The sequence below is a fragment of the Pedobacter hartonius genome (genome assembly GCF_900107535.1).
In the GTDB taxonomy this organism is placed as follows: Bacteria; Bacteroidota; Bacteroidia; order Sphingobacteriales; family Sphingobacteriaceae; genus Pedobacter; species Pedobacter hartonius.
The window spans coordinates 67,616-91,525 of record NZ_FNRA01000014.1; the positions used below are offsets into that span (position 1 = coordinate 67,616).

General features: G+C 43.1%; 21 protein-coding genes. 5 read left to right on the plus strand and 16 right to left on the minus strand.

What is annotated here, in order from left to right; translation table 11 throughout:
- Positions 1-211 precede the first annotated feature (211 nt).
- Entirely contained in the window at positions 212-1,030 is an 819-nt protein-coding gene (locus tag BLW16_RS20110) for an alpha/beta fold hydrolase (protein WP_090559677.1), read from the plus strand.
- Positions 1,031-1,104: 74 nt separating this feature from the next.
- Here BLW16_RS20110 and BLW16_RS20115 read toward each other — a convergent pair whose 3' ends face one another.
- From BLW16_RS20115 to BLW16_RS20130, 4 genes are all read right to left on the minus strand, one after another.
- Positions 1,105-2,217 (minus strand): PAS domain-containing sensor histidine kinase, encoded by a 1,113-nt coding sequence (locus BLW16_RS20115; protein ID WP_090559678.1) that lies wholly within the window; start codon positions 2,215-2,217, stop codon positions 1,105-1,107.
- A gap of 140 nt (positions 2,218-2,357) precedes the next feature.
- On the minus strand, positions 2,358-4,778 hold the full coding sequence (locus BLW16_RS20120) for an outer membrane beta-barrel family protein (RefSeq protein ID WP_090559679.1): 2,421 nt from the start codon (positions 4,776-4,778) through the stop codon (positions 2,358-2,360).
- Positions 4,779-4,987: 209 nt separating this feature from the next.
- The gene (locus BLW16_RS20125; protein ID WP_090559680.1) at positions 4,988-5,395 is read right to left on the minus strand and encodes a hypothetical protein; all 408 of its coding nucleotides are present in this window, start codon (positions 5,393-5,395) and stop codon (positions 4,988-4,990) included.
- A gap of 197 nt (positions 5,396-5,592) precedes the next feature.
- Positions 5,593-6,066 carry a Dps family protein gene (locus tag BLW16_RS20130; protein WP_090559681.1) on the minus strand — a complete coding sequence of 158 codons (474 nt, stop codon included), beginning with the start codon at positions 6,064-6,066 and terminating at the stop codon, positions 5,593-5,595.
- A gap of 250 nt (positions 6,067-6,316) precedes the next feature.
- On the opposite strand from BLW16_RS20130, the gene BLW16_RS20135 reads away from it, so the two are divergent.
- Positions 6,317-7,639, plus strand: coding sequence for a glycosyltransferase (locus tag BLW16_RS20135; protein WP_090559682.1), 1,323 nt, complete (start codon positions 6,317-6,319; stop codon positions 7,637-7,639).
- A gap of 40 nt (positions 7,640-7,679) precedes the next feature.
- On the opposite strand, the gene BLW16_RS20140 is transcribed toward BLW16_RS20135, so the two are convergent.
- The 5 genes from BLW16_RS20140 to BLW16_RS20155 all read right to left on the minus strand — a co-directional run bounded on the left by BLW16_RS20140 (position 7,680) and on the right by BLW16_RS20155 (position 9,787).
- Positions 7,680-8,273, minus strand: a complete 594-nt coding sequence (locus tag BLW16_RS20140; protein ID WP_245735399.1) for a 2OG-Fe(II) oxygenase — start codon at positions 8,271-8,273, stop codon at positions 7,680-7,682.
- Between the two features lie 200 nt (positions 8,274-8,473).
- Positions 8,474-8,674 carry a cation transporter dimerization domain-containing protein gene (locus BLW16_RS23080; protein ID WP_139298368.1) on the minus strand — a complete coding sequence of 67 codons (201 nt, stop codon included), beginning with the start codon at positions 8,672-8,674 and terminating at the stop codon, positions 8,474-8,476.
- Complete coding sequence (locus tag BLW16_RS24095) at positions 8,647-8,874, minus strand: cation diffusion facilitator family transporter (protein WP_090559684.1); 228 nt, start codon at positions 8,872-8,874, stop codon at positions 8,647-8,649. The genes BLW16_RS23080 and BLW16_RS24095 overlap by 28 nt, the downstream gene beginning before the upstream one ends.
- Positions 8,875-8,941: 67 nt before the next feature.
- Positions 8,942-9,199, minus strand: coding sequence for a hypothetical protein (locus BLW16_RS20150; protein ID WP_090559685.1), 258 nt, complete (start codon positions 9,197-9,199; stop codon positions 8,942-8,944).
- 192 nt (positions 9,200-9,391) lie between these two features.
- Positions 9,392-9,787 (minus strand): c-type cytochrome, encoded by a 396-nt coding sequence (locus BLW16_RS20155; RefSeq protein WP_090559686.1) that lies wholly within the window; start codon positions 9,785-9,787, stop codon positions 9,392-9,394.
- Positions 9,788-10,044: 257 nt separating this feature from the next.
- Between BLW16_RS20155 and BLW16_RS20160 the strand changes: the two genes are divergently transcribed.
- Positions 10,045-11,268 (plus strand): gliding motility protein GldB-related protein, encoded by a 1,224-nt coding sequence (locus BLW16_RS20160; RefSeq protein ID WP_175470656.1) that lies wholly within the window; start codon positions 10,045-10,047, stop codon positions 11,266-11,268.
- 3 nt (positions 11,269-11,271) lie between these two features.
- On the opposite strand, the gene BLW16_RS23345 is transcribed toward BLW16_RS20160, so the two are convergent.
- Positions 11,272-11,652 carry a hypothetical protein gene (locus BLW16_RS23345; protein ID WP_090559688.1) on the minus strand — a complete coding sequence of 127 codons (381 nt, stop codon included), beginning with the start codon at positions 11,650-11,652 and terminating at the stop codon, positions 11,272-11,274.
- 150 nt (positions 11,653-11,802) lie between these two features.
- A complete protein-coding gene (locus tag BLW16_RS20170) occupies positions 11,803-12,399 on the minus strand; it encodes a TetR/AcrR family transcriptional regulator (RefSeq protein ID WP_090559689.1) in 597 nt (198 codons plus the stop codon).
- 212 nt (positions 12,400-12,611) lie between these two features.
- Between BLW16_RS20170 and BLW16_RS20175 the strand changes: the two genes are divergently transcribed.
- Positions 12,612-13,943: a Gfo/Idh/MocA family protein gene (locus BLW16_RS20175; RefSeq protein WP_090559690.1), complete on the plus strand. Its 1,332-nt coding sequence runs from the start codon at positions 12,612-12,614 to the stop codon at positions 13,941-13,943.
- A 12-nt stretch (positions 13,944-13,955) separates the two neighbouring features.
- Here BLW16_RS20175 and glgP read toward each other — a convergent pair whose 3' ends face one another.
- Together glgP and BLW16_RS24100 are read right to left on the minus strand one after the other, a co-directional pair.
- Positions 13,956-15,608, minus strand: coding sequence for an alpha-glucan family phosphorylase (gene glgP / locus BLW16_RS20180; protein WP_090559691.1), 1,653 nt, complete (start codon positions 15,606-15,608; stop codon positions 13,956-13,958).
- Positions 15,609-15,729: 121 nt separating this feature from the next.
- Positions 15,730-15,861 carry a hypothetical protein gene (locus BLW16_RS24100; RefSeq protein WP_394332041.1) on the minus strand — a complete coding sequence of 44 codons (132 nt, stop codon included), beginning with the start codon at positions 15,859-15,861 and terminating at the stop codon, positions 15,730-15,732.
- An 868-nt stretch (positions 15,862-16,729) separates the two neighbouring features.
- Between BLW16_RS24100 and BLW16_RS20190 the strand changes: the two genes are divergently transcribed.
- On the plus strand, positions 16,730-17,185 hold the full coding sequence (locus BLW16_RS20190) for an NUDIX hydrolase (protein WP_090559693.1): 456 nt from the start codon (positions 16,730-16,732) through the stop codon (positions 17,183-17,185).
- A 70-nt stretch (positions 17,186-17,255) separates the two neighbouring features.
- Here the strand turns inward: BLW16_RS20190 and BLW16_RS20195 are convergent, their stop codons facing one another.
- The 3 genes from BLW16_RS20195 to BLW16_RS20205 form a co-directional block, all read right to left on the minus strand.
- Complete coding sequence (locus tag BLW16_RS20195; protein ID WP_090559694.1) at positions 17,256-18,194, minus strand: hydroxypyruvate isomerase family protein; 939 nt, start codon at positions 18,192-18,194, stop codon at positions 17,256-17,258.
- A gap of 222 nt (positions 18,195-18,416) precedes the next feature.
- Positions 18,417-20,294, minus strand: a complete 1,878-nt coding sequence (locus tag BLW16_RS20200) for a RagB/SusD family nutrient uptake outer membrane protein (protein WP_090559750.1) — start codon at positions 20,292-20,294, stop codon at positions 18,417-18,419.
- Between the two features lie 41 nt (positions 20,295-20,335).
- Positions 20,336-23,779 carry a SusC/RagA family TonB-linked outer membrane protein gene (locus BLW16_RS20205; protein WP_245735400.1) on the minus strand — a complete coding sequence of 1,148 codons (3,444 nt, stop codon included), beginning with the start codon at positions 23,777-23,779 and terminating at the stop codon, positions 20,336-20,338.
- Positions 23,780-23,910 lie beyond the last annotated feature (131 nt).

Here is a 23,910-nt window from a genome sequence, read left to right on the forward strand (position 1 = left end):
TTATAGTAGTCGGTTCAGGGCCTGACCGAGCAGAAACTGTAATTTTAAATAAACGACATATCGTAAGACAGATATATATTATTAAATAATTGAATTTTAAACTCTTAACTATTGGCATATTTATAGCAAGCACATTTGATACGGTCAAATGCAGCATTTTGTTTAATCATTAATCAATTTTTCAACTATAACTGATATAACTGGCAAGAACATGAAAATTACAGTAAAAGACGGTACCGAAATTTATTACAAAGATTGGGGCACAGGACAGCCTATAGTGTTTCATCATGGCTGGCCCCTGTCAAGCGACGACTGGGACGCGCAAATGATGTTTTTCGTGGAAAAAGGATATCGTGTGATAGCGCATGACCGCAGAGGCCATGGCAGATCCACCCAGGGTTCAACAGGGCATGATATGGATACTTATGCTGCTGACGTAGCCGAACTTACCGCAGCGCTTGACCTGAGAGATGCAATACATATTGGTCATTCTACAGGCGGTGGAGAAGTAATCCGCTATGCGGCAAAATACGGTAAAGACCGTGTTGCCAAGGCGGTACTGATCAGTGCGGTTACACCGATTATGGTACAGAGCGATAGTAATCCGGACGGTGTTCCGATAGCTGTTCTGGATGAAATACGGCTGAATACGGCAACTCAAAGACCCCAGTTTTTCCTAGATTTCACGCTTCCGTTTTACGGATATAACCGTGATGGAGCAAAAATATCACAGGGTATCAGGGACAACTGGTGGCGCCAGGGAATGATGGGTGGAATCAAAGCACATTATGACGGTATCAAAGCATTTTCAGAAACGGATTTTACAGCAGATCTGAAAAGTGTAAACATTCCTGTACTGGTGCTGCATGGTGAAGATGACCAGGTAGTTCCCTTCCCTATTTCAGGAGCAAAAGCTGTTAAACTATTAAAAAATGGAAAACTGATTTCATATCCTGGCTTTCCGCATGGTATGCCAACTACGGAAGCTGCAACCATCAATGCAGATCTGCTGGCATTTATCCAATCTTAGCAGCGGGCTGCATATTGATCAATAAAAAAAGGCAGGTCATCATGATCTGCCTTTTACACCCGTCATCAGAGACCCTATCTTTTAAATGAAATTGTAAATATAGTGCCTTCATTCACCTTACTCTCCACACTGATCATTCCTCCAAGGGCCGTCACATGGGTATATACCAGATGCAGCCCAATTCCCTTACTATCCGGGCGGTCATGAAATACCTGGTACAAGCCAAAGATCTTATCCTTCACTTCTTCCAGGTCGAAACCAATTCCATTATCAGAGATGATCAACTGTTCTGTTTCATCTGCAATCCTGGTGTATATACTAATCAGGGGTACCTGACCAGGCCGTGCATATTTAATAGCATTGGTAATTAAATTCAGAAGAATACTCTCCAGGTATATTTTATTAAAAAATATGTCCTTACAGGCAGAGAAATCCTCCGTTATTGCAGCCCCTGAATCCTTAATCAGAGAGCTGACCGAACTTTTAACCGTATCAAGCGAAAATTCAAAATTCAATTTTTCGATAGGAACGTTCAATTTATCACCTTTGATCATTACGTCAACAAAGTTATTCATCGTTTCATGCAGGCGTTCACTGGTCGTTTTCAATAACTTTACAAGTTCTACCGTATCATTATCAGCGATCTTTGAAAGATCCAGGAGATTAAATATAGCAAGCAGATTACTTACCGGCGACCTCATATCATGTGAAGTCATTCGCGTGAATTGCTTAAGATCCTGGTTAATTTTGGTCAGGTTATCGATGAAAATGTTCCTTTCCTCTTCCTGCAATTTTTTTTCGGTAACATTTTTTGCGATGGCGAGAACCAGTTGCTGGTCCGGTAAAGGCATGGATGTCCAGGAAAGCCATACGATTCCGCCGTCTTTTGTTACATACCGGTTTTCAAAATTACGTAATGCCTTTCCGGTGTATACCTGCTTTCTGGAAGCTGTAGTTACAGTTTTATCGTCAGAATATACAAATTCGTTAATTGGTTTTGCGAACAATTCCTGCTCTGTATAACCCAATAATTTTGAAACTGCAGGGTTAATCTTCTTAAAATAGCCATCAAAGCCTGCAATACAAAGCAAGTCACCCGAGAGCATAAAAAACTCATTGAGCTGCTTATATTCCAGAAATTGATCTTTTAAGATATTCACAAACTCCAAATCATTCTCTTCATCCATCTTGTTCAGCAGTTCAAAATAATAGTTATCAGTTTAACTGAGCTGGTAAACAAAACACAGTTAGGTGATCAAAATAAATATTTTTATTAATATTTACTACAGTTTCCTGCTATTTTTAAACGATCATGGCCTAATGTCTGTTATTGACGTCCTCCAGCGCTCACATCATCATTATTTATTCCCCTGCTATTCTTTTTGATCTCCCCTTTCAGCCTGCCGAATTTGTAGTTGAAACTGAGGTTAAACCTTCTTGAATAAATATCCCTGTAGCTGCTTTGACTAAAGTCTGGTGTTTCATTATAAAAATCAATTCTTTTATACTTTCTGAAGGGCATATTGGCACTGAGTGAAATGCTGGCCTTTTTATCCAGAAATTCTTTGGATACGCTGCCCGAGTAGAAAAAGAACTCATTGTCACGCCCCTGCAGCATCACATAACGGCTGTCATATCCAATATTGACACCTGCGGTATAACCTTTCTCAAACTTATAGCTGGTATAGCTAAAAGCATGTCCCTGGTAACCTTTCTGGTTGTAAAATTCACCGTCATAAGTACCAGACAGCCAAACTCTTAAAATTTCTAGATTCAAGTTCACATTTAGCTTTTTTGTAAGCGGAATATTAGCATTAATGTCAGTCCCCAGTTTCCTGTTTTTCCCCACGTTTGCATACGTGGTGGTCGTAACCGTATCAGGACTTACGTTAACCACGCTCTCCACCGTGTTATTCGCAAAAGCATAGTTTAAGCCGATATTTATAGATCCCTTTTTGAAATTACTGTAATTCAACTCAAAAGTATGGCTGGTTACGGGCCTTAATTCGGGATTTCCGGTATTGATATATTTAGGGTTCGACCTGTCAATAAATGGATTTAACTGCCATACACCCGGCCGCTGTAAACGATCGGTAAAACCAAAGGTGATATTATTGGTACTGTCAATTTTACGCTGTACAGAGACTGAGGGAACAAAATTTGTATAACGCTGATCCAATGGAATGCCTTCGAAATTTGCGTCAACTGTAGTACGCTCTACACGCAGCCCGGTTTTCATTACCCAGCTTTTAAGCTTTAGTTGATAGGTATTGTACACGCTGAAGACGTTCTGGTCGTAATTCAGATGATTGGATTGTGAGGGGTCCAGCATATATTCGTTCGAAGCGGCATTCTGGTTGTAATTCTCAAAGTCACTGTAATTATGGCGCAGGATGCCTTTTGTGCCTGCCTCTATTGTTAACGCCTTAATGGGATGCACATAGTCCAGCTGCACCGTATGGGAGTTAGTCCCGGAACGGTTAAACTGCCTGTAATTGCTGGCTATTGCGCCCGGATACCTGAAATTCTGGTCCTGAAGGTAATTGGCATCGTTATCCTGCCGGTTTGTGGACACGCTGTATTTATAGGAGGCTGTCAGAATCTGGTCTTTTTTATCTTTGAAACTGAGCTGATAGTTAAGCCCAACGTCATTCCCTTTGTTCGTGCCCACGGCATTATTGAGCAGGTTATACGATCTGTAAAGGGAATTGTCCCCGTTGTAATCCATAGAAAAAAGATCAGTTTCATTGGTGTTTTTATTATTGTATCCCTGGAAGTTACCTGTCAGCAGATTAAGCGTGTCGATCTCATAGCTGATTTCCGCATTTCCATAGATGTTGTTCCAGTCTTCAATATTAGTTCCGTTCTGCAGCAAACTTGACCTTACGGGATTGGTGATCTCATTTGAGCTGCCATAGGCGGTACTGCGTTTACCCTGGCTGTATCTTCCCACATATCCGTTTACACCAAATTTTCCCTGTTTTACAGTTCCGTTTAGGTTGATGCCCGGGCCATTTACAGTATTGTACCGGGCATTTACACCACCGCTGTAGCCCTGGTCGATATTCTTTTTTGTAATGATGTTAATGATACCGGAGAGTCCTTCCGCATCGTACTTTGCAGGCGGCGTAGTAATGACTTCTATCTTGAGGATATTGCTCGCCGGCATAGATTTAAATACGTCTGAAGGGTTTTTGGCGATCAGAGAAGATTCCTTCCCATTGATCAGTATCTTATAATTTCCGGTTCCCTTGAGTTTTATGTTGTCAGTTGCGTCTACAGAAACCATCGGAACCTTGCGCAGCATGTCCAGCACGGTGAGGACTTTACTCTCCGCATCACTCTGTACATCGTAACTGATGCGGTCAACTTCCTGTTTAATCACCGGTCTGGTAGCTGTTACAGCAACTTCAGTCAGCTGATTGGAGGTAGACACCAAAAGTACCTTATGCACATTTGTGATGGCCTGTACGGGCTGAATGGTTTTAGTTTTATAACCGATTGATGCCAGCACTAACTTATATGCACCGGGTTTGCTTACAGCCAGTTCAAATGAGCCATCTTCTTTTGTCAGGGTGGTCTTCAACTGTTCGCCCGTTGCAGCGTACTGCAAACTAAGGGTCACATATTCTAGGGGCTCATTTTTTGCAGAGTCGAGCACGACCCCTTTGAGGGTGAATGAATCTTTGGTTTGTGCAGTACACAAATAGGTAGAAAGACATAAAACGAACAGTAAAATTTTCTTCACGTGAATTGATGAGTTGCAGTAAATAATAGTTAGGTATTAAACCGGTATATGACCGGATAGTACATATGACGGTTGACATTGCGGATTGTTGCACAGGGTATGCAATTATTTTTAAGAAAAAATAAATTTTAATTAATGCAAGAGTTATTACATTATTTGCCAGCGTATTTCTTCAGCCTGTGAAGAAATAAGAAATATAAGGATGGTAATTAAGATTTTATCCTGGTATAGATAACTGAAGGCCTGTTGCCGGCGCCCACATAAATGCTTAGATTGTTACCGTCGATCTTAAAACAACTATTGAAAGACAAGGAATCCAGTTGGTCGTCATACACAATTCTTTCAGCGGAGTCTTTTCTATAAATGGTTTTACAGCCTTCTACTGTATATTTCCCACTTTTCACAAATTTTTCATGGGAATATATTTCATAATCTGTCCCGGTAAATTTCAAAATTGTACCATTTCCGGGCAAATAATTTGTCGTCGCGCTGGTTTGTCTGTCAATTTCAGTCCTCAGCTCCCACTCTCCTTCAAGAGAAGATGTATGCTTATCTTGTATACAACTTGATAATAATGTGATTAAAGTGAGCAGTATCAGGCTAAGTTTTTCTTTCATGGAATAATCAGGTAGTAATAATGATAAGCTGGTATGAACGGTAATAACGGGCTAAACGCCTGTCATTACAAATATGCTACATGCCTTTAGCCTTTATTTACAAATGGTCATAGATGAATTCCCTGTACCGGTTAGCTTGCCCGCATAGGGAATTCTAAATGAACCGGACACCTGTCCTGAGGGTCAGCTCAGCAGTATTATTTTAAATGCGCACGTAACATCCAGGCCATTTTCTCATGCCCTTCCATTAATCCGGTAATAAAATCGCTGGTTCCGGCATCTTTAAAATCTTCGGCAAAGGGTGTAATGTTACCCCTGATAAATTCGATGATAATATTATGGTCTTCCAGCAACTCAGTGATGAAACCAATGCTGTCATTTTTCCGCTCACTGTATTCCGTCAGATGCGTAAGCTCCAGAAAGCTTTTTAATGTAGCAGGAGCATAATGTCCGAGCGACCTGATCCGTTCAGCAATGCTATCTGAAAGCTCCTGTAACTGGTTATACTGCTCTTCTAAAAAGACATGCATACTGTGAAAATCCTTGCCTTCAACGTTCCAGTGTGCATTCAGGGTTTTAGTGTATAATACAAATTCATCTGCCAGTAGTTTAGCAAGCTGACCGCTGACAGCCGCCCTGTTTTCTTCTGTAATTCCAATAGTTGTTTTCATCTTAATATATATTTGTCTTATTTGAATCGATATTCGCTCTTGCTGTTTTACTACACTTACTATCAACACCTTAGCAAACACACATCGGCTAAATCCAGCTGATATCCCTCAAAGTGTTATGTTTCCGAGTTAGCAAAGCACCTTATTTGGGGATATGTATTTCTTTACCAGATTTTCAACTTTGTTAAGTTAATTATTATTTAATAATTAGAACAAGACACCTCAATTAAGTTGCATTAATCTAACAATTATGAATGAAGCCCTGTATGGAAAAAAGATTTTATTTGCTACTGTACCCAGCGACGGACACATTAATCCGCTTACAGGTTTAGCAAAATATTTAAAGGAAGCCGGCTGTGATGTACGCTGGTATACCTCCAGGATATTTGAAGAGAAATTGAAAAGACTATCAATTCCGCTTTACATTTTCACAAAGGCGCTGGATATCAACCCTATCAATCTGGAATATATCTTTCCTGAAAGAGAATATATAACTGACCAGCCTGAAAAACTTAACTTTGACCTGATTAATATCTTTGCAAAACGTTCATCCGAATACTATGCAGACATCAAAACGATTTATGGTACCTTCCCGTTTGACCTGATGATCTGTGACAGCATGTTCTCGGCAATTCCGTTTGTAAAAGCTAAAATGAATATCCCTGTGGTATCGGTAGGTATGGTTCCGCTGGCTACAGATTCTGTAGACCTGGCTTCATATGGAATGGCGCTGACACCTGCTGCCACGGCCAGCCAGCATGCTGAATACGCAAGGCTGCGCGACTTTGTTTCAACTGTATTATTCAAACGTTCAATAGACGTCTACGAGGCCATCCTTAGGGAAAACGATATTGAAATTGAACGTGCAATCCTATTTGACCTCCTGATCAGACAATCAGATCTGTATCTCCAGATCGGCGTACCAGGTTTTGAATACAAACGGAGTGATCTTGGAGATAATATCAGGTTTGTAGGAACAATGATGCCTTATTCAAACAAGAAAGAGAACAGAACCTGGTTTGATGAGCGAGTTTTAAAATACGACAAGACCGTACTGGTTACACAGGGAACGGCCGAAAGCGACCTGAAAAATATCCTGGAGCCAACGCTGGAAGCCTTAAAAGACACCGATACACTGGTAATTGTTACTACAGGTGGAAATGGGACACTGGCACTCAGGGAGAAGTACAAGTCCAGCAATCTGATCATAGAAAGTTATATCCCATTTGACGAGGTCATGCCCTATGCCTCATTATGTATCACCAACGGAGGTTACATGACAACATTATTAAGCATTACACATAAACTTCCGATCATAACATCCGGAATCCATGGTGGCAAAAATGAAGTAGGTACCCGCGTGGCATATTTCAATTGCGGCATTAACCTCAATGTTGAAATTCCTGCATCAGAAGCCATAAGGGATGCTGTACAGGAAATTCTGTCAAATTATACCTATAAAAGCCATGTCAGCCAGTTGAGCGATGAATTGAAAAAGTATGATGCTTACCAGCTCAGTGCCAGTTATATTGCTGAACTGCTCAATGAAAATGTAGTTTTGCCAGGCAAATGATTGGTAGCCCGGCTGGTCTCCTTGTATGTTCTGTTTCAGGTCAGTTGATCTTCAGCCACCCTGTGATGCTCATCCTCGGTCTGTTGGTGAGCATCACTTCGTGTTCCAGTTCGCTGCTTTTGAAAAAGACGCTCTTTCCGTTAACCGGGGCAATATTTTGCAGGTGGTCCGGATGATGAATCCGTAACTCACCTCCGTCATCTTCCTGCCAGTCGGAATTTAAATACATGATCATGGAATACTGCCTGCTCAGATTATTCCCGAACTGGTCAAGATGTTTTTTGTAAAAACTACCTTTCTCGTAAAGCGAATAATGAAACTCATATCCGGTAATTCCTGTATAACAGCTGCTGTTTAAATAGCTGACAAAGCTATCCATCAGGTCAAAAAAATCATTTTCATAGGGGTTGTTATTGCTGCGGTCCAGCCAGTAGATCATATCGCTCCTCACCAGTTTATTATGCACAACCAGAGTATCATTCCCTGTTCCTGCAGAACGCATCATCTTTTCATGAAATAAACCGGTTAGGTTTTCTTTTAAATGCGCAGCTAATGCCTCATTTAAAAAATTTTCAGCTATGCCTACTTTGTTATCAATAAAACTATCAATGAGCGCATTAAATATCTTTTCCAATTGGGATACCGGTAAAATACTGGCGGATTGCCAATATTTTATCAAGGTAGCTTTAAATAACGGCATTAACTTAAATAAACGCTATTGCCCGCCACATTAATCTTTCCTGTCGCCGCTGATCATCCTGAACAAGATCCAATCTTTTCCCTCATAATTTTATTTTAAAAAGGGCTCAACATGTATGAGAATGTCCTTGATATTCAGATTTGACTGCAGAAGCTCAGCTTTAACCTGATGCGCGTCAAATACATAATCGTTCCGTCAACTTCAATGTGTATGTCCACATAATACTGCAGCTCTATTTTTCGTAAAAAACACTTCTCCACCCATTTCACTTCTGTATGGACCGAAGCTATTGCCGTTATCGCTGCGATCAGTTCGTCAGCCGGAGCACCGTCCATGATCTCCTGTGATGATAGGCATCGGCTTTTACAGCCTTGCTGTTTAGCCGCTTCCCAACCTTCATCACATAGCGGAACACTGATTCTTTGACTACAACCACCACCACTAAAACGCCCAGCGTATAGATATTTGGAAGCGCATGAGGTGTCTGAATAAAATAAATGGCAAGCCAGGTGATCCAGGCTGCTGCCCCGATCAGATACTAACGAATGTTGAGGGATAAAGCTCGCCCCGCCTAATGAACGGGCCGTGGGCAATTGAGTATACTAAGAAGATTTAGAAAACATCAATTGAGGAAGACGATAGAGCTTTACCAGATAGAGATTCCTGATGAAGCCCTCCCGGTGAATTACCATGGGGTTCATATAACGGATATCCTTCTGATGCTGAAAAGATCTTACCGGGGTTTGGAATAACAGGTGCTGCGAGTGTAACTGCAGTTTCTTGAAAGGAAGTTTCATGTCTTCTTTCCCGTCCTTATCATTGATATCCTTACACCAGTAGTGCATGGACAGGAATTGCATTACTGATACGCGGGTTACGCTCCTGATGTGCTATGAATGCTCACCTGAAAAGGGCATCTTCAACAGCTCTGCCAGGGTATTATTTGTAGATAAATGTACAACGATCAATATGTAAAGACATGCGGTTCTCACTGTGCAAAAGTGCCGATTTACTTTTCGTCACACCTAGATGATCAGTAATTTTCTTCGTACCTATTTGTTATCGGGATGTGCGTTTCCGTTATGGCAGGTAAAACAGCTTACAGCAAGAACTGCTTTGGTATCACCAGCATCCTTAATATGAAAGTATTTCTTATTGATATTAATGGTCATGCGCATCATATCCCTGGCCATTTCTTTTTCAAGTTTGGTATCACTGGCAAAGTCCATATGTTTAGGGTCGTCTTTATCTGCGGAATGGCAGAAACTGCACTTTACTCCAAGAGCTACCTTAAATCCGTCCATGATCTTATCCAATTCTTCATGACTGATATCTTTGGGAAGTATCTTCAAGTTATTGGCCTTATTTGGCGCCTGGGGCATAAATGCACTCATCAATACAACTGTAAATATTAATAGTGAAAGTGTAATGAGGGTTCTGGATGGCATAAAATCTAAATTATGTATAGCTAATGTAATAGTTATAACAACTCAATCACATTGATTGTCTTAGAAATGTCATACCAAATAGTAATTTGTAATTGATCTTAAAATAGATACCCAAATACCCATTTATCAATTCCATATAAAAATACTAAATTTTATATTGTATTATTGTTCATCTGCTAAATAAAATCAAGCTTGACAACAAAATGATATCCAAAACTTTATTACTGCTTTCTCTAGCCTGTACAACTCGTTGCGTTATGGCACAAAAAGGCCCTGAACCGGCAAATACCGATCGAAAAACAGATAGCTTATACCGAAATAAAAACTATAAACAGGCCGTAAAAGGATTTATTGACCTAGCCGGACATGCCGATTTTAAAATTAAGAAAAACAGGTTGTACTACCAGGCCGCCTGCTGTTACAGCCTATTGGATCAAAAGGATTCTGCCTTTTTTTATCTCATAAAATCTATTGCCGCCGGCTATAACAATAAAAAGAATGTGATGGAAGACATTGACCTTCATGCCATCCGCAGCGACAAGCGCTGGGCTGAAACTGTTGCAAGTATAAAAGAAAGCAAGAGAAAGATAAATGCAGATCCTGAAAAAGCCGGTATAATTGTCTCGGATATTGATAATTTCTGGACGGCATATGATAAAGCCATCGCAGACACCGCCCATTTTAAATCCATCTTCAAAACTTATTATTTCGACAAGGCAAGTGCCGGCATGGAGGACTATATGGGCATGAAGGTAAGGAACATCGATGCTTTTATCTACCATGTGAGAGCACTGCCCGAATTTTATAAGGCTATCAGGGAAAATACCTACGCCCCCTCAAGAACAAAAACTAATCTGGTAAAGTCATTTGATCAGCTGAAATCAATATATCCCGGGGCTCAGTTTCCTGATATCTATTTTATCATAGGAGCTTTCACCAGTGCGGGTACGGTATCAGATCATGGGCTGCTGATAGGCATCAACCAATTCTGTGATGATCAAAGTGTTCCTAAAGAAGAATTGAACCCTAAAATAAAAAGAATGCTGGTCAGTAAAGAATTGTTTCCAGGCCTGGTTCCTCATGAGCTTATACATTTTCAGCAGCAGGGCATGAAACAAGACACCACAACCCTAAGTTATGCCATAACAGAAGGCATGGCTGATTTCATAGGTGAGAAAATAAGTGGCGTTAACGCAAACATTAAGCTGCATCAATGGGCATCCGGTAAACAAAAGGCCATATGGACTAAATTTACGGCCGATATGTATTACAACCGGTATAATAATTGGCTGGCAAACTCACAGCGCTCCAGTCCAGACAACCCCGCAGACCAGGGATACTGGGTAGGTTATCAGATCTGCAAGGCTTATTATGACCGGGCGGCCGACAAAAACAAGGCGATTAAAGAGATGCTGAACATACAGGATTACCAGGCTTTCCTGAAAGACAGCGGATGGGAACAAACCGTAGCAGCATTATAAACCTTAATGGTCAGAAATGATTACGTTTCCCCCTTTCCTTTTTGCCTGCCCCACCACAAACAATAACAATGGCAGGGTGATCACAAAAAAGATTCCCACCAGGAAAAATGCGTCTTCGTAGCTCAATAGTGCAGATTGCTTTACCACGATTACATCAATCAACTTCAGTGCCCTGATTTTTGCATCAAGCAAACTAATGCCCTTTTGCTGAAAATACCGGGTATAGGTGTTCATCGTAATTACCCAGGATATGTCTTCGAGGGTAGCACCGAGATTACCGCTCATATAATTTAATGCAACGTTTACAATCGAGGTATCAATCAATTCCATAACGGCAGCGGCAATTACGGTAACGATCAATATTTGTCTTTTTAAGGGGCTCATGAATTATTTATAAGTTGTGTGTAATTAGTCACTGCATGCGACATCTCCCAAATAACGATCAGTATATTTAAGTTCATATTAAAAGCCTTGTCATTGTCATTTGCCAATTCAATGATATAACAATTAGTATATATACGGATAAAAAAAATATTACCTGATACAGATCTCTTCGATATTTTTCCTTGCGGATTCCAGTATAGTTTTCAAAGCAGACCGGTCTTTGGTTGCGCGGCTGATCAAGATAGCACCTTCTACTAAAGCAACAAACGTAAGTGCAGCTATTTCTGCGTTCACATCCTCCCTAAACTCCCTCGCTCCTATACCCTTATTAATCAGCTCCACAATGCTTCCCTTAAATGCCAGTAAGCCATCAGCAGCCCTTTTTCTCAGCTCTTCATGCGTATCATCTGCCTCTACTGCCGTATTTTGTAAGGGACAGCCGCCGCTATTTACTACATGCCCATTGTTGTACGCGTCAAGATACGCAAGGATCTTGCCTTTATAGCTGGGGGCAGCATCCACAACAGTTCTGATCTTTTTACGGATTGCCTCCAGGTTATAATCAAACGCCGCAAGCGCAACCTGCTCTTTGTTTTCAAAATTGCCATAGATGCTACCCTTAGTCAGCTTGGTAGCCTTTTCCATATCTGCAATAGAAGTACCTGCATAACCCTTTTTATTAAACAGCTCTGCAGTAGCTTCAATAATAAGATTTCTCGTGGTTTCTGATCTTGGAACAAATTTCATAAGGCAAATATACCGATTGTTATATGCTATGCAAATAAAATTGATGCTATTCTTGTAATCTTTCAGTCTTATATTTCTATAAATTCTATAACTCCCCGTGTATAGTTATATCTCGACGAACATTTGTAACAATCTAAATAGTATTCCAATACTACTGCCAATGGTTAAAAGATTAATTTGTATTTTACTTGCAGTATGAACCTGAAAACCAAATGTTGAACCGTAGAAACTTTATCGGGCGCACCGCCACTGCGCTCGGAACATCCGTCCTTTTAGCTGCGCTTGACAACCCCGCCTATGCTTTATTTAACAAAACTATAGGCGCAAATGACCAGATCAATATCGGGGTAATTGGTATCAAAGGCATGGGCTGGTCTGATCTGAAAGCTGCCTTAAAGGTAGCGGGCGTAAATCTGGCAGCACTTTGTGACAGCGATGCCAATGTACTTGATGCAAGAATGGCCGAATTAAAATCCTTAAATGTAGATGCAGCAAAAGTCAAAAGATACAAAGATTACCGCGCTTTGCTGGACAATAAAGATATTGATGTGGTAATCATCGGAACACCTGACCACTGGCATGCCCTGATGATGATCCACGCGCTTCAGGCGGGTAAAGATGTATATGTAGAAAAGCCGGTCGGGAATTCTATTATTGAGTGCAGGACAATGGTAGCCGCCCAGAAGAAATATAATAAAGTGGTACAGGCCGGACAATGGCAGCGCAGCCAGCAGCACTTCAAGGATGCCGTGGATTTTGTTAAAAGCGGACAGCTTGGCAATATCAGAACCGTTAAAGTATGGTGTTACCAGGGATGGATGAAACCGGCCCCTATTGTACCTGACGCCTTACCTCCTGCCGGGGTTGATTATGCCATGTGGCTTGGCCCGGCACAAAAAAGGCCATTCAATGCAAGCAGGTATCATTTTAATTTTCGTTGGTTCTGGGACTATGCAGGCGGATTAATGACGGATTGGGGCGTACACTTATTGGATTATGGCCTTCTAGGGATGAATTCTCCTGTACCTAAAACAATATCTGCTTTAGGGGGGCGATTTGCCTACCCGGATCTGTATCAAGAAACGCCCGATACACTCACCACTCTTTATGAATTTGAAAACTTTAACATGGTCTGGGACTCAGCGATGGGAATAGACAACGGCTCCTATAACCGCGATCATGGTATTGCCTATATTGGTAATAACGGCACACTGATCCTGAACAGGCAGGGCTGGGAGGTGATCGAAGAAAAACAAAGCGGAAATAAGGTCAGCAAGCCTTTTGTTAAGGTCTCAGATGTTGGAATCAACATGCATATGGAAAATTTCTTCGGTGTAGTAAGATCCAGGAAAAAGAAAGAACTGAATTGTGACATCCAGGCCGCCGCACATGTGGCTACTGTGGCACAAATGGGAAACCTAGCGTTCAGAAGCGGACAAAAATTATCTTGGGATGATGCTAAACATGAATTTACAGATCAGCATATCAATGATAAATATTTGCTCGCTCCTTATCACAATGGATACAGTTTACCTAAAGTATAAATAAAACGTTTGTTAACGCCTGTACATTTTCAGGTAGTACTCATCGGCCATTCTACCCGATTCAAAAGCAGGCTCAACATTGGCAGCCGCTTTTTTAAGGATTGTCAGCCAGTCTGCATGGTGCTCATAATACATAGGTATCACCACCTGTTCAAGGGTATCCAGCAGACTTTTATTTTCTGCAGCATCAATTGCGGCATCTGACTGTCTGTCGGTTGCCGCACTAATCAGAAAGCAGTTCTCTTTATCTTTGGCAAATTCCGGTACCCAGCCGTCGGGTAGAGAAAGATTGATGCATCCGTTCATGGCAGCTGTCATTCCACTGGTTCCCGAAGCTTCCCTGTACATTTTAGGGTTATTCAGCCACACATCCGATCCTTTTTTCAGCAATGCCGAAAGCCCCAGCTCATAACCCGTGAGTACGGCGCAGTTAGCAAACGGCCTCACACGCGTCAGGATCTCATTAAATAAACTGTTTGCTCCCAGATCTTCAGGGTAGGGCTTGCCTGCCCAGATGAATTGTACAGGAAATTGAGTATTACCTATCAGGTTTAAAAACCGGTTCCAGTCGTACATCACCAGGTCAGCCCGCTTGTAACCGGCAAAACGTCTGGACCAGACGATGGTGATCACATTTTCATCAAACAGTTTTCCGCACTGGTCGGCTACCGTTTTAAACAATATTTTTTTCAATCCTTTCTTTCTATCAACAATCACCTGATCGTTACGGTCAAGAATAGCCCGTGCAATTTCCTGGTCTTTCCAGTAAGCTCCGTTCTGCGCATTGGTGATCGATGTGATCTCGCAGATCCCTGGATTGCCTCCCCACATCTCTTTCGCTACTTCACCATGCAGTTTTGATACTCCATTGGCCTTGCCTGAGAACTTAAGTGCCGCCAGCGTATAGCTGAAATTGTCCCCTTCCATGCCCAGGATATATTTGACCTCATGTTCCTGCAGGTGATAGAAAAAAGACATCTCTTTGAGCAGGCGGTAACTGTGTTCTTCGTTCCCGGCCATTTCAGGTGTGTGCGTAGTAAAGACCACACGTTTTTTCACTTCTTCCAAGTTCCTGAACTTTGCGTACAAATAAAAGTTGAGTGATACCGAATGTCCCTCGTTCATATGATAAACATCAGGTTCCATCTTTAAAAGATCCAGCAGCATGGCACCGCCAATTCCAAGGATAATACTCTGCGCAATGCGCGTAGCCTCATTCGGGTCATATAACCTGTGAGTGATGGTACGTGAGATCTCATCATTTTCCGGAATATCAGTACTCAGCAGGAACAGCGGTGCTGATCCAAAGGTGTCCGGCTTCAGCAGGTAAGCTTTGACATACACCGGGGTATCATGTACGGGAACGGTAAACACTATACAGGTATCCTCCAGAAAGAAATAATCTTTTTGTACAAACGAAGGAGTCATCAACCCTTCTTTGTCTCTTGACTGATCGTAGTATCCGTATTTCCACAAGATGCCGATCCCAAGCAGGTTTTGCTTTAACTGATAAGCGCTTCTGAAATGAGACCCGGCGAGGAACCCAAGTCCTCCGCTGTATATTTTAAGTGCCTGGTCAATGGCAAACTCCATAGAGAAGTAAGCAACGGATGTAGTATATTTTAAATCTGGAGTATAATTGAAGATGTCTTCTCTTGTTAGCATAATAATTTAAATGTATGAACTGATATAAGACAATTTAACAGCCCGTATGTTTGCTGTCAATGCGTTAACTTTATATTAAGAGACCATTGCAGTGCCTGTTAATTTCCTCTGGCATAGTCCGTCACTGATTCTTGTTTAATCTGGATGAACGAAGACATTTTGCTGCAAAATCATCCGCTTCCTTTTCATTTTGTTCATCGCTGTCGTCGTATACCGTCTTTTCGAGGAATATATCTTTTTTACCATGTAACAAAATATGCCCTGCCTCATGAAAAAACGTAAACCAAAAATCATTGTGGTTGATCAGATCGTCAGCCAGCTGAATGAGAGGTATAATTCAGCCAGCGGTGCAGCCACTGATTGAAGTCTTCGGCAGGCGCTGTGTGATGACGAGCTTTACGCCTGCAGCCAAACACATCCGCTGTAATTCTTCAAAGACGTCCGCAGGGTTTTAACAACCAGCTCTTTTAATACCTGAATTACTTCTTTAAAACTTTTTTCAACGTATGGTTTTACTTCTTAAGTTGTGGCGTCTTGGTCTCCCTGGCGTAGCCATGCCGAAATCGATTAGGGTTCTTTTGTTTTGGCAAGTGAAATTTTAAACGAGGCCTTTAACTGCTGATCAAAATAATACTTCTACCCCCCTGTGCTATCAGACAGGCAGATCCATCGTGAAGATCTTTTAAAACCAGATTTTTATGAGGAATGAATATCAGTCTGTATGGTTGATCTAAATCACATGCCTACTGGTTTTTCCTGTCCCCGTTTAGTTCATGGTAATTACCGGGCAGAAACCTTAACATCTCAAGATTCTCCCCTTCAGCATGTCAACAAATCTGCGGTTAAATTTATCTGCCCGTATCTTGCCCATTGCGGCTATACGTTTCTTCTCGATATTTACCAATTTTAATAACGAATGATTTTAAAAGTGATCTTCATTGCAAATATATTTTTATTTGAATTAAAACTATTTATTATATCTCTTTAGTTAAAATAACGCTCATTCATATCTGCTTAAATAAATTTTTCAGTGAAAAAACTATAACAAAAATTAATAAAAAAGCTTTCTTACCCCTGGATAATTACCAGAAATAATTAGCGCCAGAAAATTATATTTGACGATGAAACAAAGCGCAGGAATTCTTCTATTCAGAAAACCGGGTAATGAAACTGAATTTTTTCTGGTTCACCCGGGAGGGCCTTTCTTTACGAAAAAAAATGAAGGGTGGTGGACCGTCCCAAAAGGAGAACTTCTGGATGATGAGGAGCCACTCACCGCTGCTGTGAGGGAATTTGAAGAAGAAACGGGATACCGGCCTTCAGGAGATTTCATCCTTCTGGAACCTATCCGCCAGAAAGGAGGTAAAGCGGTGCTTTGCTGGGCTGCTGAAGGAGATCTGGAACCTGCATCCATACAAAGCAATACATTTGAAATCGAATGGCCTCCACGGTCAGGCAAAAGGAAAAGTTTCCCTGAAATAGACCAAGGAAATTGGTTTAATTACGCTGATGCCTGTATAATGATCAATGAAAAACAAAAAGCTTTTTTAGAAGAATTACTTCTAAGATTACGCTAATCCGGGCAGATGACTACTTCTTACACAAAGAAAACAACCTGCCATCAAAAAATAAACGTTAAATCTACTTTTAATCGATAAAGTTATCTGATTCCCTGTAAGCCTGAATCACCCTGGCCTCTCCTTCCTTACCTTTTTGAGAATTGCCATGCTCCATCCCCATTACACCTTTATAACCTTTCTCATACAGGTGTTTAAATATGTTCTTATAATTGATCTCCCCGGTAGTAGGTTCTTTTCTTCCTGGGTTATCACCGATCTGGATATAAGCAATCTCATCCCAGCAACGGTCTATGTTGATGAGGAGGTTTCCTTCAGTACGCTGCATATGATAGATATCAAACAGGATTTTACATGAGGGGCTGTTTACTGCTTTACAGAGGCTATAGGTTTCGTGGGTTTGCTGAAGGAACAATTCCGGCGTATCACTCAGCGTTTCCAGTACCATCACCAGTCCATGTGGTTCAAACACTTCCGCTCCTGCCCGCATGGCATCCATCACATTGGCCATTTGAATGCCATATGGCAATTTTCTTTCATTAAATCCGGGAACTACCGTCAGCCACTTCGCATCACAGCGTTTGACCGCTTCTAATGATCGCTTGCAGGTATCCACAAAATGATCTTTAAATTCCTTTTTCCCGGTAGTAAGGGAGGTCTTCCAGTTATCGCCGCCGTCTACCACAAAAACACCCATTCTCATCCCAAGTTTCTCCAGCAGGTTACCGATCTGGGTTTGCTCGGCAACAGGCCTGGCTAAATATCCATTGTCTTCAATGGAACGGAAACCCTGGTTGTGCATAAACCGGATCTGGTCAGTAAAAACCTTACCGGCATGACCGGCGAACGTACCCTCATGGGGCGCATAATCAAGATTAAAAGGTTTACCGGCCAGGATAGCGTTACCGGCAGATTCCGAAGCTTTCACCGCCAGTGCATTGATGGAAGAACCTGCCACCAGAGTACCGGTAGCAAGCAGGCTGTTTTTAAGAAATTCCGTTCTGTTCATAGCTTAATTTTGATTAAACTTTTTGTAGAGTATCTGGTTATATTAATCAGATAATAAGTTAAATATAATTAAATAATGGAATTGTCAACCGATAAAATGCCTTCAATTCAACATGAGCGCCCCAACAAAGTATAGTCTGTTAAATCACCTTTGTTTTGCCAGACGTAGGAACAGGCCCCTGGTGCTCAGCAATACCAACATCGGCATCTGCTCATCATACATTTAGTAGCCAGGATTTTGCCGGAGTTCTTTATTCCTGTTGATTTCGTCACGGCTGAAGGGCCGGAAATAGATCTTATCATCCCATCTCCTGTTTTCCTGTGCTGTTTCAACGGTAGGCGTATAGCTGTAATCATATACTGCCGGATCGTAATGGTACGGGGCAGACATTGTTTTTCCCGGCTTAAACTTCCCGGTGATCTTGATATAGGTAGTTTTCCGTCCCAATGTTTCCGCTGCGATCATCCAACGGCGGGTATCATGGTAACGCTGCTCCTCATAGGCCATTTCTATACGTCGTTCATGGCGGTACAAATCGCGCAGTGCGGTCTGGGAGCTCAATGTTACAGCCGGCATACCTGCCCGGAAACGGACGCGGTTTAACCAAAGCAGGGCATCAGGCAGCTGATTCAGCTCAATACTTGCTTCTACATAGTTCAGTACGGCCTCGGTATACCTGAAAAATGGCCAGGGTACAAACTGAGGCTGGTTTGCATCTACAATATTAGGGTCCGGATCTATAAATTTCTGCGTATAATAACCTGTCCAGCTTCCGTTCCAGTTTTCGATAGAGCTACCTCTGGTATCCAGTCCTTTGAAGGTGATTGCGTTACTTCCTTCCAGCAGGTCATACTCTCCGGTCTGGATCTGGTTGGCAGGGTCTACATTTCCGGATACTTTATCACGTGGTTTCCAGCCTGCTCCATCATACAACACAGTGGCGTATAAACGGGGGTCACGGTTTTGATAGGGAGCGGACTTCTGTGCAGGGTTCGTCCAACTGAACGCCGTTCCATCGGCCATCTCGTAATCATCCACCAATAAGCCGACGGGTGTATTGCCTGCCCAATTATGGTATCCGTTTGGCCCGTTCGCCCGGCCGTAACGCAGATCACTAAGGTCAATAAAATACCTGCCCAGGATGAGCTCCGAAGCAGCTGAGGCATCTATTCCCGGAGCCTTGCTGCCCCCGCCCATAGCGATGCTCTTATAGTTTACACGCCCTTCATCGGCATTCACTTTTGCACTGAGGTTCAGCTTATAACCAGTTCCTGCATCAATTACAGCTTTAGCGGCATCCTGCGCTGCTTTCCAGCGCGCGGTACGGTCGCCCGTCAGGTAACCCAGCAATTCCGGATTGGCATACCCGGAGATCAGGGCCGACTTTGATTTGGCCGTCGGGATGTCATGCAGGTCGCTCGCTGCATACAACAGCACCCGCGACTTCAGTGCTTTGGCAGCCAGTGAAGATGTCCGCCCCGAGGGCAGTGTTTTCCCTGTAAGCAGGACAATGGCGTCATCGCAATCCTTTACGATCAGGTTAATACATTCTTCATATGTAGAACGTTTGATCGCAAAATCATCATCCAGGGCATAACTTTTGGTAACCAGGGGAACACCTCCGTGGTACCTCAGCAGCTGCTGGTAAAAATAAGCCCTCAGGAAATGTGCTTCGCCGAGCAGCTGATCTTTGAGCGACTGGTTGCTGATCGTATTATCCGTACCGGAAAGCATTTCTATGGTGATGTTACAAGCCCTGATCCTGTTATACATCAGGTTATAGCTCCAGCTGTCATCCACCCATCCCAGCGTGGTTGGATTAATAGTACTCGCGTTCACCAGGTCTATCCCCCTGTTAGGGTGAGTAAAAAGGGACTCATCCGATACTGAAGAAAGCATCTGCTCGGGAAAACCTCCAAGACTGAGCCCATTGTAAATATCTGTTACGAAGGCCTGGGCAAGTGCCGGGTTCTGCCATACCAGCTCGCCATTGATCTGATCAGGCGGCTGTACCGCCAGGAAATCTTTCTTGCATCCCGAAACAACCAGGAGCGTTAAGGTAAAGGTAAGCAGGAATTTATAGTGAATGATCTGTTTCATCTGTTTGTTTATTAATGTCAGTTGTGAGATGGAATACATGATTAAAAAGTAGCTTTAATGCCAGAGTTGAGAACTCTTGACTGAGGATAATACTGCGCACTTGAATTGGTAGACTCAGGGTCCCAGATCTTGATCTTATCAAAGGTGAACAGGTTCAGCCCATTTACATATACCCTCAGGGCCGATAAACCTATCTTTTTACAGATATCGCCCGGCAGTGTATAACCAAGTTCCACATTCTTCACGCGCACGTAGTTGTTACTCCTTATCCAGTAGGTATTGTTCCCGGCAATGTTCAGATCGGTAAAATAGGTTTGTCCGCGATTGGACAGGCGGGGAAATTCCGAGCTTGGCTTGTCAATGGTCCACCTGTTTTTGTAAGACCACTCCAGAAAGTTGCCGATATCACCTGATTCTGTCAGCCCTACACTCTGTACCCCTCCTGTTGCACCCTGTATCAGGGCAGAGAAGTCGAAATTCTTATACTGCAGGCTCAAGTTAAAGCCACCTGTAAATGTGGGTGTATTTGTTCTGTCCAGCCTTACCTGGTCATCTCCGTTGATCTTGCCATCGCCGTTTACATCCCTGAATTTCATATCTCCGGGCAGCAGCCTTGCCGCAAAAGCACTATAGTCAATCGTATTCGCATCAATCTCTGCCTGGTCCCGGAACACACCTGCGTACTCATACACCAGTTGTGTGCCCGTAGGCATTCCCGTAGAGCGCTGCCATTCAGGAGCCCCCGGAGTTTCGTCCCAGAAGATGATCTTGTTTTTCGCATATCCACCATTCACGCTTACGCTATAGTTCAGTCCACCCACCTTATCACTATATCCTACTTTAAACTCAAAACCCTTGTTGTTCACTTTTCCAAGATTCACCGGCGGGAGCTTATCGGTTATACCTGAACTTCCCGGAATAGAATTCGCACGACTGATCAGGATCTTGGTCCGTTTATTATAGAAATAATCAAACTCCAGGTTCAGCCGGTTGCCGAGGAAAGAGGCGTCCAGACCAACGTTCGAGTTATTGGCTACTTCCCAGCCAAAAGACAGATTGGGCACTCTGTTCTCATGTAAGGTCTGGGTTTGCTGATTGTTGGTCACATAATTCCCAAAACCTATCGTACTGAGGTATTGATACTCTGCAAGGGCATCGCCGAAGTAGGCCTCCGCCCCCAGCTGTCCCCAGGAGGCCCTTAGTTTTAAATTATCTACAAAACTGACATGCGCTTTAAAGAATGGTTCTTCAGAGATTCGCCAGCCGGCTGATACACCTGGGAAAAATCCAAAACGCTTATTCTCCGGAAAAATATAAGATCCGTCAACCCGCCAGAGGAACTCTGCCAGGTACTTTTCCTTATAGTTATATCCCGCTCTGCCAAAGTAGCTTAGGCGAGCCCTTCTAAACAGGCTGTACGGTTCCGTTGCCGGATTGGTGATCGTTTGTTCCTTATCGCTTCCGGCCAGCAGCTCCTGCAGGGCAGTGGAAAGAAAATATCTCCTTGAAGCGGCGAAGGCATCGTTATCTACCTTTTCACGTGTCACACCGGCCATCAGCGCAAGGTTATGCTCCCCGATCTTTCTGTCATAATTAATTAAGCCTGTTAAGTTTACGGCCAGCTGCTCCCCTGCCGTTTCAGATAAACTGGCATCTGTACGCTGTGAACGTACAGATCCGGTAAGCACCGGCGTTACGCCATCGGCTTCAAAACTTTTTTTATCCCAGTAGTACAGCGTCCATGGCGTTTGCCAGATCTTCTGTCTGCCGGAAAACTTATCCACTGCAGCTGTACCGGTTAACTTCAGCCCATCCACACCGGGTACTTTGATCTCTATCTTGCCGGTTGACTGGAAATAGTCCCTCCTGTCACGGTTATACCCAGTCAGGTCTGTTGTGATCACATACGGATTAAACCCATATTCTATATCGGGGCCGGGGAGTCCGTTGGGCCATACCTCAGGCTCCGTAGGTTTCCCCCGCGTCAGCATCCTGAAGATATCTGCCGCTGCCACCGTTGGATAGTTACGCACCTCTTCCCTGCCGGTAATGCCCAGCGTCGCCGTTACATATTTATTGATGTTGGTTTCCAGGTTGATCCGGAGGTCGTACTGCTGATAACCCGTGGCGGAGTGTTCGTAATAACCATCCTGATCCAGATAGCCCAGCGATATCAGGTATTTGATACTTTCAGCACCGCCATTGATCTGCAGATTATGCTTTTTCTGTGGCGACCAGGTTTTAAGTGTTGTTCCAAACCAGTCCGTGTTGGGGTAACGCAGGGGGTCTGATCCGTCCCGGAATTTCTGCAGCTCATCCGGGCGGTAAGCAGCCGAAAGGACATTGCCGTTATCGGGCCTCGTATAAGAACCATTAGTATTAAAGGCTTGCCATGCTGCTGCCCATTGATTGGTAGGCAGGTCTGCCCCAAATATATTCAGTTCATTCAGGATCTCTGCATATTGCGGGGAGCTGGCCAGCTTTGGTGTCCTTGTAGGTTGCTGCAGGCCATAACTGAATTCATAGGAAAGCTGTGGCTTGCCGAATTTGCCCTGCTTGGTGGTAATGAGGATCACTCCATTAGCAGCACGTGACCCATATATTGCAGCAGAAGCATCTTTCAGCACTGATACGCTTTCCACATCATTCGGGTTGATCCTTTCCAGTCCGCCGGCGCGGTTTGGCACTCCATCAATAACGATCAGCGCATTGTTATTCCCCAGCGAGTTCACTCCCCTGATCCGGATCGTAGAGCCGTCAGCACCGGGCTCTCCACTGGTCTGCACGGCAGTAACGCCGGGCAGTCTGCCCGCCAGCGAGTTGGAAAGGTTAGCGGTAGGTGTTTTAGCCAGATCCGTCCCTTTAACAGAGGTCACTGCTCCTGAAACCACAGCCTTCTTCTGGGTTCCGTAACCCACTACCACAATCTCTGAGAGCGCCTGGCTGTTTTCCACCAGCCTTACATTGATCACTGCCTGTCCGCCCACTGTGATCTCCTGTGTTACATATCCCAGGAAGGAGAATACCAGCGTGCCGTTCTCAGGAACCTTCAGTTTGAACCGGCCGCCTGCATCAGTACTGGTTGCAATGGGCGTGTTCTTCAGTTTAACACTTACTCCAGGAAGCGGCTGCCCTTTGGCGTCGGTAACCTGTCCTTTCAGCATATCATCTGCGGGTATATTTGCCGGCCTGATCACGACCAGATCACCTTCGAGCGACAGAAACTTCAGCCCTGTATCCATCAGCAGCAGATCTAATGCATCAGAAACAAGTATATCATTGTTGATTAAGGTAATACTCTTATATACCGGAACATCTTCTTCACTATATAACAAACGAAATTTACCCTTACTCTCCAGGATCATCAGGGCGTTCTTCAAACTTACCTGCCGGAATTCAAGATTAACTTTCCTGGATTGGGAATAGCTGGCCGCAGTAACCTGAAGACAACCGATAAATGACAACACGAAGATCCAGTTTAACATTAAAAGTATTTTTTTTTTGGAAAATCGGACGCATAGAACATTATTGTACAGTCCCGTTTTTTTCATAGATTTGTTCTTTTCAAAGTTTAGAAATCTGATTGTGGCAGTTTTACTGCCGTTTGAAGGTTAAA